The organism is Aquirhabdus sp., assembly GCF_046462495.1.
In the GTDB taxonomy this organism is placed as follows: domain Bacteria; phylum Pseudomonadota; class Gammaproteobacteria; order Pseudomonadales; family Moraxellaceae; genus Aquirhabdus.
In genome coordinates this window covers 787790-800933 of the sequence record NZ_JBKGVE010000004.1, presented here as the reverse complement: position 1 = coordinate 800933, position 13144 = coordinate 787790, and the positions used below count along the sequence as shown (strand labels likewise).

15 protein-coding genes and 1 riboswitch are annotated in these 13144 nt (G+C 49.8%); of the genes, 12 read left to right on the top strand and 3 right to left on the bottom strand.

Annotation, left to right across the window (positions count from 1 at the left end; genetic code table 11):
- The first annotated feature begins 76 nt into the window (after nucleotides 1–76).
- Both ACLHG7_RS07210 and ACLHG7_RS07205 read left to right on the top strand, forming a co-directional pair.
- Nucleotides 77–448, top strand: a complete 372-nt coding sequence (locus ACLHG7_RS07210) for a VOC family protein (protein ID WP_410210358.1) — start codon at nucleotides 77–79, stop codon at nucleotides 446–448.
- Nucleotides 445–876, top strand: coding sequence for an EVE domain-containing protein (locus ACLHG7_RS07205; RefSeq protein WP_410210357.1), 432 nt, complete (start codon nucleotides 445–447; stop codon nucleotides 874–876). The genes ACLHG7_RS07210 and ACLHG7_RS07205 overlap by 4 nt, the downstream gene beginning before the upstream one ends.
- 54 nt (nucleotides 877–930) lie before the next feature.
- Here ACLHG7_RS07205 and ACLHG7_RS07200 read toward each other — a convergent pair whose 3' ends face one another.
- A complete protein-coding gene (locus ACLHG7_RS07200) occupies nucleotides 931–1944 on the bottom strand; it encodes a DUF6670 family protein (protein WP_410210356.1) in 1014 nt (337 codons plus the stop codon).
- A 309-nt stretch (nucleotides 1945–2253) separates the two neighbouring features.
- Between ACLHG7_RS07200 and ACLHG7_RS07195 the strand changes: the two genes are divergently transcribed.
- From ACLHG7_RS07195 to ACLHG7_RS07165, 7 genes are all read left to right on the top strand, one after another.
- Nucleotides 2254–2553: a hypothetical protein gene (locus ACLHG7_RS07195; RefSeq protein ID WP_114899858.1), complete on the top strand. Its 300-nt coding sequence runs from the start codon at nucleotides 2254–2256 to the stop codon at nucleotides 2551–2553.
- A 180-nt stretch (nucleotides 2554–2733) separates the two neighbouring features.
- Complete coding sequence (locus tag ACLHG7_RS07190; RefSeq protein WP_410210355.1) at nucleotides 2734–3672, top strand: chromate resistance protein ChrB domain-containing protein; 939 nt, start codon at nucleotides 2734–2736, stop codon at nucleotides 3670–3672.
- Nucleotides 3669–5033, top strand: coding sequence for a chromate efflux transporter (gene chrA, locus ACLHG7_RS07185; protein ID WP_410210354.1), 1365 nt, complete (start codon nucleotides 3669–3671; stop codon nucleotides 5031–5033). The genes ACLHG7_RS07190 and chrA overlap by 4 nt, the downstream gene beginning before the upstream one ends.
- A 307-nt stretch (nucleotides 5034–5340) precedes the next feature.
- Nucleotides 5341–5580, top strand: a complete 240-nt coding sequence (locus ACLHG7_RS07180; RefSeq protein WP_410210353.1) for a hypothetical protein — start codon at nucleotides 5341–5343, stop codon at nucleotides 5578–5580.
- Nucleotides 5581–5975: 395 nt separating this feature from the next.
- On the top strand, nucleotides 5976–6416 hold the full coding sequence (msrB, locus tag ACLHG7_RS07175; RefSeq protein ID WP_410210398.1) for a peptide-methionine (R)-S-oxide reductase MsrB: 441 nt from the start codon (nucleotides 5976–5978) through the stop codon (nucleotides 6414–6416).
- Nucleotides 6417–6430: 14 nt separating this feature from the next.
- On the top strand, nucleotides 6431–7141 hold the full coding sequence (msrA, locus tag ACLHG7_RS07170) for a peptide-methionine (S)-S-oxide reductase MsrA (RefSeq protein ID WP_410210352.1): 711 nt from the start codon (nucleotides 6431–6433) through the stop codon (nucleotides 7139–7141).
- A gap of 1 nt (nucleotide 7142) precedes the next feature.
- Nucleotides 7143–8915: a cytochrome c biogenesis protein DipZ gene (locus ACLHG7_RS07165; RefSeq protein WP_410210351.1), complete on the top strand. Its 1773-nt coding sequence runs from the start codon at nucleotides 7143–7145 to the stop codon at nucleotides 8913–8915.
- Nucleotides 8916–8997: 82 nt separating this feature from the next.
- Here ACLHG7_RS07165 and ACLHG7_RS07160 read toward each other — a convergent pair whose 3' ends face one another.
- Nucleotides 8998–9666: an O-methyltransferase gene (locus tag ACLHG7_RS07160; RefSeq protein WP_410210350.1), complete on the bottom strand. Its 669-nt coding sequence runs from the start codon at nucleotides 9664–9666 to the stop codon at nucleotides 8998–9000.
- 189 nt (nucleotides 9667–9855) lie between these two features.
- Nucleotides 9856–10082: riboswitch (yybP-ykoY riboswitch) on the top strand.
- Nucleotides 10083–10123: 41 nt separating this feature from the next.
- Here ACLHG7_RS07160 and ACLHG7_RS07155 point away from each other — a divergent pair.
- On the top strand, nucleotides 10124–11125 hold the full coding sequence (locus ACLHG7_RS07155; RefSeq protein WP_410210349.1) for a sodium:calcium antiporter: 1002 nt from the start codon (nucleotides 10124–10126) through the stop codon (nucleotides 11123–11125).
- Between the two features lie 120 nt (nucleotides 11126–11245).
- Nucleotides 11246–11437 carry a hypothetical protein gene (locus ACLHG7_RS07150; protein ID WP_410210348.1) on the top strand — a complete coding sequence of 64 codons (192 nt, stop codon included), beginning with the start codon at nucleotides 11246–11248 and terminating at the stop codon, nucleotides 11435–11437.
- A gap of 45 nt (nucleotides 11438–11482) precedes the next feature.
- On the opposite strand, the gene ACLHG7_RS07145 is transcribed toward ACLHG7_RS07150, so the two are convergent.
- Nucleotides 11483–11662, bottom strand: coding sequence for a hypothetical protein (locus ACLHG7_RS07145; RefSeq protein WP_410210347.1), 180 nt, complete (start codon nucleotides 11660–11662; stop codon nucleotides 11483–11485).
- Between the two features lie 281 nt (nucleotides 11663–11943).
- Here ACLHG7_RS07145 and ACLHG7_RS07140 point away from each other — a divergent pair, with 281 nt between their 5' ends.
- Nucleotides 11944–13107 carry a DUF4382 domain-containing protein gene (locus tag ACLHG7_RS07140; protein WP_410210346.1) on the top strand — a complete coding sequence of 388 codons (1164 nt, stop codon included), beginning with the start codon at nucleotides 11944–11946 and terminating at the stop codon, nucleotides 13105–13107.
- Nucleotides 13108–13144: the final 37 nt, after the last annotated feature.

Sequence of the window (13144 nt, the reverse complement as noted above, 5' to 3'; positions counted from 1 at the left end):
CATTGATGTTGAGATCAGGAGATGACAACCATTTCCCCTCTTCCACTGATGCAAGTTCTGATATGGAGTCTTTAAAATGACCAGCCCAAATTTCGTGATTTTGTACGTCGAAGCACCCGAAGCCAGTGCAGCATTCTATGCGGATTTATTTGATCAAAAACCTGTGGAGTTATCCCCGGGTTTTGCTCTGTTTATCCTGCCATCAGGTCTGAAGTTTGGCCTGTGGGCAAAGCACGATGTGCAGCCTGCAATCACTAGCTTTGGCACTGGCTGTGAATTGATTATCCCTGTGGTGGCACACGCTGAGGTTGAGACCACTTATGCGGCATGGCAGCAGCGTGGCCTACACATTGCCCAAGTACCCACCGAAATGGATTTTGGTTATACCTTTGTCGCGCTTGATTCTGATGGTCATCGTCTACGCGTATTTGCGCCGAATGCATCATGAACCACTGGATCGCGGTGGCATCGGCTGAGCACGTCCGGCGTGGACGCGCTGGAGGCTTTATGCAAGTCTGTCATGGCAAGGCGGCGCCGCTACGCCGCATCAAGCCGGATGATCGGGTCATCTATTATTCGCCCTCTGAAATCTTTGGCAGTAAAGATCGCTTCCAGATCTTTACTGCCATCGGAATGGTTAAAGATGAAGAACCCTATCCTTTTGACATGGGTGGGGGCTTCGTGCCGTATCGACGCAATGTGTTGTGGTTGCCTGCAACGGAGGCACCCATTCACCCCCTACTTGATGTACTGGACTTCTCCATGGGCAAGCGCAATTGGGGTTATCAATTCCGGTTTGGGATTCTGGCGATCAGTGAGCGGGATAGCCAAGTGATTGCGGAGGCGATGGGAACGATACTGCCTACAGCCTCATAACAGGACCGAAGGCAGAGTGTGAGGTGATATGCAGGAGCTATCACCTCTCTTCAATTAACGATGATCCATATACTCAATATAACCTGTCCCTTGAATGTTCTTGCCCTTGAAACGACCCGTATATTGATAGCTACCCGCATAGCCTGCCGCCATGCCATAACAAAAGTCACCATTGGCAACGCCATCAATCGTGATCACCTCCTGCCCCGCATCATCCTTGACTAGCCATGAGAATCGTTTAGGCATTTTCATGCGCACCCCTTCAGGAGTGACTTTAATTTCATCATCCAGTTTCTGAACATCAAAGCTGATATGACGATCATAAATCGCACCATGATCATCTAGGCTACGTATATACGCTCTACGCTGAAGAATGCTATTGGCAGGTCCAAGTAAATCAACAAACAATACTTGCGTTTTCTCATCAATGTTTAAAATCTGATAAGTGAAGAATCGAAATGGCAGATTCACATCAACACCGCGTGCATACTCAAAGGTACAGAGCCCTTTGACAGGTATTTTCTGCTGTTGAAACTCAATCACCCCTTCGTATTCACACAGCAGCGCCCAATGATCATATAACCCACCGATCAAGTCGGCGAAGTGGGCAATTTTATCTGTGGCACGTAGGGTCAGGTCATAGCTAAACGGCTTATTTGAACGCTTGGCTGTAAAGTTTGGATAGGTTCCTGCGATAGTCAAATCTTCTCCGAAGCGCAGCAAACTTGCGTCTGGCCGAATCTCGCAATCCTTTTCTATGCTGTAACCTGCGAAATGGTCTGGTGTTGCCACACCTGTTCCTACTAGCAAATTGGCTGTATCTCGTGCAGTTGTCTTAATAAGATGATCATTACGCCACATTTTAATCTCTGGTTGACCCAGCACGGTGATCATATTTAAAAACCGAAACGGTTCGGGCAAGTTGGGAATCATGATGCCGTAATGCACAGTCGTATATCGACCTTTTGGCGGCAGCATAGGAACTTGAGCCGGATCAAAGGGCTCGCCATTGATACTTGCTGAGTGATCCATCGCATTGCGAAGAAACGCTGGTATCGGTATATGCATCTCACTTTTCCTCACACATCATCCAAAAGATAAAATCTCACCAGCACTCGTATATCTGTACTTAGGTGACGAGTGATCGAATTTAGCACTAAAGAATCAATACCCATTGACCTTGAATCCCGATCAAGCATGTCTATGCAGTCAAATCCTGAATCTATAAATTTGCTAGAAAATCCGGATAAAAAGCGCTTTTTTGAGCTTTAGCCTTCATTTTATAGCGTTAATTGCATTTACCCTCTTGCGATTAAGCGTGAATATCACGAAAATCATTTTTTTATTTTTACGTGATCGTCACACTATTCACAACGCATGAAAGATATTTACGATACCAAGACTTTAGAGCTGCTCGAACCGATTCCCAAGAAGCGCGGACGCCCTGCGACTGGTCTTGCGATGACGCCTGCCGAGCGCAAAAGAAAGTCGGTGGAGAACTATCGTTTGATGGTCGCGGAGAAGTGTGCTGAGGATTACACCAAGAAAGATTGTCTATTTGTGATTGAGAACAAATACTTCGACAATATCCCTGCGGCGCGCCGTGCCGCGTGGCTAAGGCTAGGCTATCTGCTGGGGATTGAGTCGCAGTCGGTGCAGTTGCGATTTGAGATATAAAGAAATCGTATACATTCGTTTTAACCTCAAAATCACAGAACTCGAGTCTTTGCATTAAAGCTGCGAAAATCCTTAGCAGAAATACAGATCATTTCTGCTCTTGTTATGTCTTGTTCACTGCAATTCAATTAACATATGATGTAACTATCACTACATACTAGTAGTAACAACTACATCATTATGACATTCATTCTACTCATTCTGACTCTGCCTACGCAAAATGCAACGGCGCGGATGCGCGCTTGGCGCACACTTAAAGCATCTGGTGCGGCAGTACTCCGGGATGGGGTATATATCCTGCCGGATCAAGACGCCTGTCGCGCCACCTTGCACACCGTTGCGATCGATGTGAATGCGCATGCAGGCAGTGCTTATGTACTGGATGCACATGCCCCTGAAGATGCTCACTTTGAATCACTGTTTGATCGTAGCCCTGACTATGCCGCACTGCTCAATGAGGTCATCAAACTGCGGGAGCCACTAACCACCGAGCAACTCCCGGAAACGATCAAACAAACCCGTAAACTGCGTAAACAGTTGAGCGCTTTGATTGAAATCGACTTCTTCCCTAACGAGTCACAGCCGCAAGTTACTGCGGCTTTGCAAGAATTAGAACTACACATTGCTCGCTCGCAATCTCCAGACGAACCGCAGGCAGTCAATCAAGCCATTCCACGACGATTAATTGCGGATTATCAAGGCAAGTTCTGGGCGACACGGCAACATCCTTGGGTGGACCGCTTGGCATGTGCGTGGCTCATTAAGCGTTATATCGACCCCCTAGCCCAAATTCTGTGGCTCACCACCCCGCTTGATTGCCCTGCTAATGCACTGGGTTTTGATTTTGACGGTGCGACGTTTAGTCATGTGGGCAACGCAGTGTCTTTTGAAGTCTTACTCACCAGCTTTGGGTTGATGGAATCGGGTTTACAGCGCCTTGCAGCACTGGTGCATTACTTGGATGTCGGCGGTGTGCAGCCTGCTGAAGCGATAGGTATTGAAAGTGTCCTAACCGGACTCCGACAAACCATCCACGATGATGATCAACTTTTAGCGGCAGCCCTGCATGTTTTTGATGGGTTATTGGCTGCATTTGAAAACGGGGAAAGCACAGCATGAGCCATTCAGAGTTACCTTCAACCGATCCCCTCGATCACCCACCCGCACCCGTGAGTTTCTGGGCCGCCTTTGTCTTTTGGCTCAAACTTGGCTTTATCAGCTTTGGCGGGCCCGCGGGACAGATCTCGATCATGCATCAGGAGTTGGTGGAGAACCGGCGTTGGATCTCGGAGCGGCGCTTTCTGCATGCCTTAAATTTTTGCATGCTGCTGCCCGGGCCTGAAGCGCAGCAACTGGCGACCTATATCGGCTGGCTCATGCATCGTTCGATTGGCGGCATTACCGCTGGTGTACTGTTTGTGCTGCCATCTTTATTGATCTTGATCGGGCTGTCGTGGGTCTATGTCTCATTTGGTGATGTGCCGATCATTGCCGGGCTGTTCTATGGCATCAAGCCTGCGGTAACGGCAATCGTGCTGCACGCTGCGCATCGTATCGGCTCACGGGCGCTCAAAAATGGTATCTTGTGGGCAATTGCCGCGGCATCCTTCGTGGCGATCTTTGCCTTAAATGCCCCATTCCCCCTCATCGTTGCAGTGGCGGCGCTAATCGGCTATCTGGGCGGGCGCTTTCTGCCAGAGCAGTTCTCGCTGGGCGGTGGGCATGGGTCAGCGGATAAATCCTTTGGTGCGGCCCTCATTGATGACCACACCCCCACACCTGAGCATGCACGCTTTAAATGGGCTGGGCTGATTCGTGTGGTGATCATCGGTGCTTTGCTGTGGAGCATTCCGATGGGTCTCTTGACCGCGATCTATGGCTGGCATCATCCCCTAACCCAAATGAGCTGGTTCTTTACCAAGGCTGCGCTGCTCACCTTTGGCGGCGCTTATGCAGTGCTGCCTTATGTCTATCAGGGTGCGGTGGGGCACTATGGCTGGCTGACACCAACACAGATGATCGATGGTTTAGCACTAGGCGAAACCACGCCAGGCCCGCTGATCATGGTAGTCGCGTTTGTTGGTTTTGTTGGTGGGTATGTCAAAGCAGTGTTTGGACCAGATAACCTGTTTCTGGCTGGCGCTGCCGCAGCAACACTAGTCACATGGTTTACGTTTCTGCCGTCATTCTTGTTTATTCTGGCCGGGGGACCATTGATCGAGTCAACCCATAACGACCTGAAATTCACCGCGCCACTCACGGCAATTACAGCAGCTGTGGTCGGGGTGATAATCAATCTGGCCTTGTTCTTTGGCTATCATGTCCTCTGGCCGCATGGATTCTCCGGTTCCTTTGACGCGGTGTCGGCTCTGATTACGCTGGCCGCAGCCATCGCGCTGTTTCGCTATAAGCGCAATGTGATCCATGTCATCGCAGCGTGTGCGGTTGTGGGCTTAGTCGTGAAAACACTGTTGATTTAAAATGCTCTCATTTTTAAGAAAAATACGAGACATGAATCACATAAAATACATATCAGAAATAAACAGATAGGAAAAGTGAGAACTGGTTGCTTTAATATTACAAAAGTGTTATTTTTTGATCATTGGCATGAGAATTAATGCCTGAAATTTTCAGCTCATTTCTCCAAAGGATCTGAGCTTTTTTATACAGCACGCCACATTTTTTTATAGCGTGACTTTTTTTGCAAACTTTTTTTGCACATTAGGGGGAGCCTAAGGTTTTTAGAAACTTTAGGTATAAATCAGATTTAACTGAAGCACCGTTAACATGAACGTTGATATCGAACATAGACATATCGCTATGGTTGACCAAAACCAAAAAACGATACAAATCAAACTTGAACGCTTTTTATTTTTAAAACCCACTGCCGCTGGTAACAATGAGGTTGCCTTGCATGGCAGTTGGCTCGCCTTTAATGAATACGGCACACGACTCTTACAAGAAGGGCGTGATTATGTGACGGCTGATCGTCAGCGGCGCTATACGCCCAGTTCGTCTTTTGAATAATTTAAAACCGTGCTACACGCCCGTAATAATCAAAAACGGCTTACCCGAACAGCTCACTGGTAATCACAAAAAATCCCTACTTTGAATCTAAATTCATCCCATCCACGTATATCCCCAAAGCCCTTATCGCCTCGATCAAAATAACGATCAATTCCTTGTAACAATTCGATGCGATGGACGTCTATAGACCAGTGATCACATCCGGCGCACACTGTGTGCTGGACAGTGCAGCACCTCTACCTCTATCTTGCAGGAGTACACTGATGTCCAATCTCTATTCCCGCCGCCACTTGCTGGCAACAGTAGTCTCGGCATTCACTGTGACGACGATCGGCAGCCTCTTGGGTCGTCAGGCTCTTGCTACCCCGATCCCCGGTCAACCCAGTGACGTGTGGATTGTCAACTTTGCGCCTTCAGGCGCGCGCCTAGATCGGGTAAAAGTACACAAGGTCATCAAAACCGATCAGGAATGGCATCGCCAACTGTCAGGCTCAGCCTACCAAGTAACCCGTCATGAAGGCACCGAACTGCCCTATAGCGGTAAATACGTGGAGCTCCATGCCCGCGGTTTGTTTCGTTGTATCTGCTGCGACACGGCACTTTTTGACTCCAAAACCAAATATGACTCCGGCACGGGATGGCCAAGCTTTTATCAACCCATCGCCGAAGACAATATCAACAAGATCACCGATTCGACGCTTGGCATGACCCGTACCGCAATCTCATGCGCACGCTGTGATGCACATCTGGGACATGTCTTTAGCGATGGCCCACAGCCGACGGGGCTGCGCTACTGCATGAATTCTGTGGCATTAAACTTTGTCCCGTCTGTTTAAGGGAGGAGCACATCATGAAAAAACCATACCCACAACACCTGATCCACACGCTCATTCATCACAGCAGAAGTTTCTTGGTTCCGATCATGATCGGCTTGAGTGCCAGCGCCTGCGCTGAAACGAACACGGCACTGCCTTTCCCCAACCTGAATGAGCCTGTAAGCACCAGCCCTGAAGTCGTGGTGTTTTCGGGAGGATGCTTTTGGGGGGTGCAAGGCGTGTTTCAGCATGTGCAGGGCGTCATCAAGGCGACTTCCGGCTATGCAGGCGGTAGTCGCTCAACAGCACACTATGACATGGTCTCTGAGGGCAATACTGGACATGCCGAGTCGGTCAAGGTCGAGTTTGATCCCAGTAAGGTGAGCTTTGGCGAGTTGCTGCGTATCTATTTTTCAGTCGCGCATGACCCCACCCAGTTGAATCATCAGGGGCCAGATACGGGCACGCAGTACCGCTCAGCCATCTGGTATAGCAGCGATAGTCAGCAGAAAGTCGCACACGCCTATGTGGCACAGCTCAGTAAAGCCCATCTCTTTCATGATCCGATCGTGACTCAGATCAATCCGCTCAAAGGCTTCTATGCGGCAGAGGATTATCATCAGAACTACCTGACCTTGCATCCTGATAACCCCTATATCGCCTTTAATGATTTGCCCAAGGTCGAAAACTTAAAGCGCCTCTATCCCACAGACTATCGTGTAACCCCTGTGCTGGTGGAGAAATAACATGCTGATTTTTATCCTGGCCTATATCGGCGGCGCGCTGACTATCTTGAGTCCGTGTATCTTGCCAGTGCTGCCTTTTGTCTTTGCCCGCTCGGGTCAGCCCTTTGTCAAAAGCAGCTTGCCATTGCTGACTGGTATGGTACTGATGTTTGCCGTGGTGGCAACACTCGCGGCAGTCGGCGGAAGCTGGGCGGTGCAAGCCAATCAGTATGGTCGCTATGCAGCAATCCTGCTGTTGGGACTGTTTGGATTGGCACTGCTCTTTCCGTCGCTATCGGATTACCTGTCCAGACCATTCAATGCGCTGGGCAATCGTGTCCTTAAATCCGCTGATGCCAAGCCCAAATCAGGTACAAAATCATCTCCTGTGGTCTCGTCCTTTTTGCTCGGTATCGCCACGGGTTTATTGTGGGCACCGTGTGCCGGTCCGATCTTAGGTCTGGTGCTAACGGGAGCAGCACTAAATGGCGCCAATGGTCAAACCACACTATTGCTACTTGCCTATGCACTGGGCGCAGCCTCATCGCTTGCAGCAGCATTGCTGATAGGCGGCAAAGTATTTAGCGCCATGAAGCAAAGCTTGGGTGTGGGAGAATGGATACGTCGCGGACTGGGGGTTCTGGTACTGCTTGGCGTGACTGCCATCGCCCTTGGACTCGATACTGGATTACTCACCAAACTGTCTCTCACCCATACCGCCAAAATCGAACAAGCCTTGCTGGATAAAGTCCAGCCCGCACCCACCCCAAGTCGCGCAAACCCGGCGATGGTCGCTACACCAGTCAATGCCAATACCGCAGATCAACTCCCAATTGAAGGAACATTGCCGTCTTTAAGCGGTGCGGTGCAGTGGCTTAACTCACCGCCACTGACCGCCGAAGGTTTACGCGGCAAGGTGGTGCTGGTCGACTTCTGGACCTACTCATGTATCAACTGTCTACGTACCTTGCCTTATGTCAACGCATGGGCGCAAAAGTACAAAGACCAAGGCTTGGTGGTGATTGGTGTACATGCGCCAGAATTTGCCTTTGAAAAAGATATCGGCAATGTCACCAAGGCAGTGCATGATCTCAAGATCAGCTATCCCGTGGCGATTGATAATAACTATGCCATCTGGCGTGCGTTTAATAATCAGTATTGGCCTGCGCATTACTTCATCGATGCCAAGGGACAGGTTCGCTACCACCACTTTGGTGAAGGGGAATATGAGCAATCAGAAAAAGTCATTCAGCAGTTATTGGCTGAAGCGGGTCATCACACTGTTGCCACAGGCTTTGTCGAAGCCAAAGCCACGGGTGTGAGCATGGCTGCCGATGATAACGACGTGCAGTCCCCAGAGACCTACGTCGGCTATGCACGGGCAGAGCATTTTGCCTCCAAGGGCGGACTAGCTCAGGATCAAGCGCATCTCTATACGCTACCTCAAGCATTGGATCTCAACCAATGGGGACTACAGGGCAACTGGAAAGTCGAGGGGGAAAAAGCCACTGCGCTTGATCCACACACCCGCCTTCGCTTTCGCTTCCATGCGCGTGATCTGCATCTGGTCATGGGGCCCAATGCGGATGGCAAGCCAGTAAGCTTTAAAGTCAGTCTGGATGGTCAGGCACCCAAAGCCAATCATGGCATCGATATCGATGAGCATGGCCTAGGTACAGTGACTGGACAGCGGCTGTATCAGTTGATTCGGCAATCGGACACGGTACAGGATCATACCTTTGAGATTGAGTTTTTAGATCCCAAGGCAGAAGTGTTTTCATTCACGTTTGGTTAGCATTCAAGCAGGTAGGCTGCGTTTAGACAAGCCGCCTACCCACTTATTAGGGATAAACTGTTTACCAGTTCACTCCCTCAGTTCAAGACACTACGGTTGCTAATAAGAATCCATCGTAACCTTTACTGCCCACGGTCTGTATGGCTGTTGCCGACAGTCGTGGATGAGTAGCCACAAAGGCTACGGCCGCTCGAGCACCTTGGATCTTCTCATCGGTGGTATGGGCATCCACGACTTCGCCGTCTCTAACCACGTTATCCACCACGATGATGGTGCCGACACGCGCAAGCTTGAGGGACCACTCGAGATAGTACGGGTTGCTGGGTTTATCGGCGTCGATAAAGATAAAGTCAAACGGAGCCAGCCCTTCCTGTGCGATTTGCGCCAATGAGTCGACCGCAAGGCCCACACGGATATCGACCAACGCAGACAACCCCGCACGCGCAATATTGGCCTTAGCCACTGCGGCATGTTCGGGGCTATATTCCAGCGTAATCAAGTGCCCGTCTTTCGGCAGCGCTCTGGCCAGCCAAATGGTGCTGTAGCCGCCCAGCGTACCTACTTCCAGAATACGGCGTGCACCCTGAATCTGCGCCAACAGATGGAGTAGCTTCCCCAAATTGGGCGCCACGTTGATTTGAGGCAATCCAGCCTGATCGCTAGCGCGCAGCGCATCGGATAAAACAGAATCCTCCGGGATCAGACTGTCGCATAGGTAGGCATCTACGGCTGACCATTGTTCTTGGCTCATTGGGCAATCCTCGCTCTAAAATTATTGTTCTGGGGGTTCAGTTCACACTATTCGAAGCATGACGTTTGACGATCTACGACGGATGTGATTGACGTTAAAACTAGCACAAATTTTTTCTTTGCCGTTATATGAAATGTAGATTTACGCTACATCATCTTGTCATGAGGGATGACATTCAGTACCATGATGCTTCCTGTCATTGGGGAGTAGCTAACCTTTTCAGTACGTCGAGATATCAATCCGTTGTACATCATCGAAAAGGGGCTCATGTCAACATTCTTGGGGTTCAGTCACCCCATGGCGTGAGCAGCAACCGAAGCGATTCAAAACGACTCGATAAGAGCGTGATCGTTCGGCTTGACCAGCGAGACCTTTGGCCATCAACATGTCACCCAAGCCGGGCGAACCATGTTGCTGCGCCAATGGTTCACTGTTCGTCCGGCTATGCAACCCGCTTATGTTTATCACCTTCTTATTGTTCTTCCTCTCCGCCGCGACGATTTATTTCGCCTGCGAATTCTTTGTCAATGGCGTTGAATGGCTAGGCCGCAGGCTTAACCTCAGCGCAACTGCAACGGGCACAGTGCTGGCGGCGTTCGGAACTGCACTTCCCGAGAGTGCGGTCACCTTTATTGCCGTGGTGTTTGGCAACTCTCCCCAACAAAAAGACATCGGCGTTGGCGCAGCCATGGGCGGTCCTCTGGTGTTGGCAACGATTGCCTATGCCGTGGTTGGTCTCGCCCTCCTTATGAATCGTCGTAAAAAAAGCCTTGCTGAACGCTACACCATCACGGTCGATCAGAAGCGCTTGAGTCGTGATCAGGCTTGGTTTCTGGTCATCTTTGTGGTGAAGGCGGGATTAGGCTTGGTGATCTTTAGCTTTAAGCCGTGGCTGGGGGTGGTGTTTCTGGCGGCCTATGCTGCATACGTGTGGCGTGAGCTACGCGATGAGGGCGATGATGAGGAAGAGGAACTCGAGCCCCTTAAAATTCGCCCACATGATGCAAACCCCACGATGGCTTGGGTCGCGCTGCAAACGGTTGCAGCACTGACGGTCGTGGCGATTGCGGCGCATACCTTTGTTGCACAGATTGAGCTGATTGGCGTGGCATTCGGTATGGCGCCGCATATGGCGGCTTTATTGCTCAGCCCGATTGCAACCGAACTGCCCGAAATCATGAATGCCTTGATCTGGGTCAAGCAAGGTAAAGAACGTCTCGCACTTGCCAACATCTCTGGGGCGATGATGATACAGGCTACGATTCCAAGCGCCTTGGGAATCTTCTTTACCCCGTGGCTATTTGATGGTCCGCTGATCAGTGCTGCCGTGATCACGATGCTCGCGGTCGTTGCCCTCTTCGCGCTCTTCCGTCGCGGCGTGATGGATAGCCGAATTCTGCTCTCTGTCGGTCTGCTGTATGGTGTGTTTGTCGGCTATGTGATTTGGTATTTTAATTAATATGCCTCATCGCTATGGAGCTTATCGTCTCAAACGATAAGCTCATACATGTCGTGATATATAATTGACTAGACTCATATAGACTTAAATGACCAATCCTACGTTAGCTTAAGGCAATCTATGAAAATCACTAAAATGTTTTTGGTATTGGCGATCAGTACTTGGATGGTCGGCTGTGCCGCTTATACACCATTTGGTGATGTTGTAATCCCAGGCGGTGTGGTGGTGGATAGAGATCATGACGGCGGCGGTCATGATGGTGGCGGTCGTGGCTTCTGCCCACCGGGACAAGCCAAAAAAGGCAATTGCTGATTCCAATATAAAAACCGCTCATGTTGAGCGGTTTTTTTAATCCCATTACTTGTGCCCATGTCCAAGACTATGGACATCTGAGCCGTGATCGCCATGTGCTTTTTCATGGACATAACCGCTGCCATGATGACTACCATGATACGCATAGTGATGGTGGTAATGATGTCCTACAGCAAAAGCAGGTACGGAAACCATCGTGAGTAAAACCGCAAATAAATACTTCATGATAGAACCCCTCGTGTTTAAGGTAATGCCAATTTTTGATCAACTCATTTGTTCCATTTTCGATGATCTATCCATACCATAATGGCTAAACATCGCATATAAGATTACATTTTCGTCATCTTAACGCATCGACACACTCCATTATTTATAATTTTTTCAATATATTAGGAAATTTTTGTTTCAAACATTTTACAGTTGATACAAATTGTTACTTCTTCTTTTTTCTGATGAGACTTACCCTCCGCTCGCTAAATACTGAAAAACAAAGGATGAGAAGAATCATGAAAATTTTATTCCCAGCGACGCTGGTTGCAGCGGCTCTTGCTTTAACAGCGTGCGGAGGCGGCGGGGGCGGCAATGATGCACCAGCGAGCAACTCAGGAACGGTGAATGTCGCAATCACCGATAACCCATCTTGTGGTTTTAACCATGTTTGGGTAACCGTTCAACAAATCCGCGTCAATGGCAGTGCAACTGCGGGTGATAATGATGCAGGTTGGCAAACCCTCACCTTGGCCACGCCGCAGCGCATCGACTTACTTTCTTTAACCAATGGTGTGCTGCAACAGTTGGGACAATTCCCGCTGTCCGCAGGACAATACCAGCAGATTCGTCTGGTGCTGGTTGCGAATGCCAATACCGTGGTTCCGACCACAGCTTCAGGCGCGGATGGTACCGAAGTTGCGCTCTCAACACCAAGCGCGACACAGAGTGGCTATAAAGTTATCGGGAACTTCACAGTTCAACCCAATACCTTAACCGATTTGGTTCTGGACTTTGATGCTTGCCGTTCAATCGTACAGAAAGGCAATGGCTCTTATAGCTTGAAGCCTGTGGTGACAGCGACCCCTGTGGTAGTCAGTGGCCGAATCAAAGGCTACGTCTCCCCTAATGAAGTGGGTGCTACGGTTTATGCTGAACAAAATGGACACGTAATTAAAGGCACGGTAGTCAACACCGATGGCAGCTTCACGCTCGCCCCGCTTGTTCAAAGTAGTGTTAATGGCAATTACGATGTAGTGGTCGTAGATAAAGGCTACGCCGATGCAATCATTCGTGCGGTCCCCGTCACTGCAAATGCAGATACAACCGTCTCCACAGCTGCGGCTCCAATCTCTACACCAGCTTCAGGCATCCAGATCGCTAGCGGTAGTGCAACCTCGGCCAGCGATGGTATTTTGGTGCGGGTGCTGCAAACGGTGAATGGCGGAACCTATGAAATCGCCTCGATGGTCACCAATGGCAGCTTCTCATTCACCCTGCCAGCGGGTATGCCGACCTATGTGGGTACCTATAGCAGCAGCCTGCCGATTGCCTTGACTTCTGATGGAAACGCCGCTGGACAGTATCAGATCGAAGCAGATGAAACAGTGACTGGCGCGGTTCAAACCACACCGATCAATATCACATCAAGTAGCATCACCAACTTAAACTTTAAGTTCTGATCGCCTGCAAGTCACCCAGATTGTGATATCTGGGAGC

What these genes read in the sequence shown, in the direction of transcription:
- ACLHG7_RS07145 (WP_410210347.1), bottom strand. Translation starts at nt 11,662, where the DNA reads ATGAAGTATTTATTTGCGGTTTTACTCACGATGGTTTCCGTACCTGCT.
- ACLHG7_RS07205 (WP_410210357.1), top strand. Translation starts at nt 445, where the DNA reads ATGAACCACTGGATCGCGGTGGCATCGGCTGAGCACGTCCGGCGTGGA.
- ACLHG7_RS07160 (WP_410210350.1), bottom strand. Translation starts at nt 9,666, where the DNA reads ATGAGCCAAGAACAATGGTCAGCCGTAGATGCCTACCTATGCGACAGT.
- ACLHG7_RS07195 (WP_114899858.1), top strand. Translation starts at nt 2,254, where the DNA reads ATGAAAGATATTTACGATACCAAGACTTTAGAGCTGCTCGAACCGATT.
- ACLHG7_RS07165 (WP_410210351.1), top strand. Translation starts at nt 7,143, where the DNA reads ATGCTGATTTTTATCCTGGCCTATATCGGCGGCGCGCTGACTATCTTG.
- ACLHG7_RS07150 (WP_410210348.1), top strand. Translation starts at nt 11,246, where the DNA reads ATGAAAATCACTAAAATGTTTTTGGTATTGGCGATCAGTACTTGGATG.
- ACLHG7_RS07140 (WP_410210346.1), top strand. Translation starts at nt 11,944, where the DNA reads ATGAAAATTTTATTCCCAGCGACGCTGGTTGCAGCGGCTCTTGCTTTA.
- ACLHG7_RS07190 (WP_410210355.1), top strand. Translation starts at nt 2,734, where the DNA reads ATGACATTCATTCTACTCATTCTGACTCTGCCTACGCAAAATGCAACG.
- msrA (WP_410210352.1), top strand. Translation starts at nt 6,431, where the DNA reads ATGAAAAAACCATACCCACAACACCTGATCCACACGCTCATTCATCAC.
- ACLHG7_RS07200 (WP_410210356.1), bottom strand. Translation starts at nt 1,944, where the DNA reads ATGCATATACCGATACCAGCGTTTCTTCGCAATGCGATGGATCACTCA.
- ACLHG7_RS07180 (WP_410210353.1), top strand. Translation starts at nt 5,341, where the DNA reads ATGAACGTTGATATCGAACATAGACATATCGCTATGGTTGACCAAAAC.
- ACLHG7_RS07155 (WP_410210349.1), top strand. Translation starts at nt 10,124, where the DNA reads ATGTTTATCACCTTCTTATTGTTCTTCCTCTCCGCCGCGACGATTTAT.
- ACLHG7_RS07210 (WP_410210358.1), top strand. Translation starts at nt 77, where the DNA reads ATGACCAGCCCAAATTTCGTGATTTTGTACGTCGAAGCACCCGAAGCC.
- chrA (WP_410210354.1), top strand. Translation starts at nt 3,669, where the DNA reads ATGAGCCATTCAGAGTTACCTTCAACCGATCCCCTCGATCACCCACCC.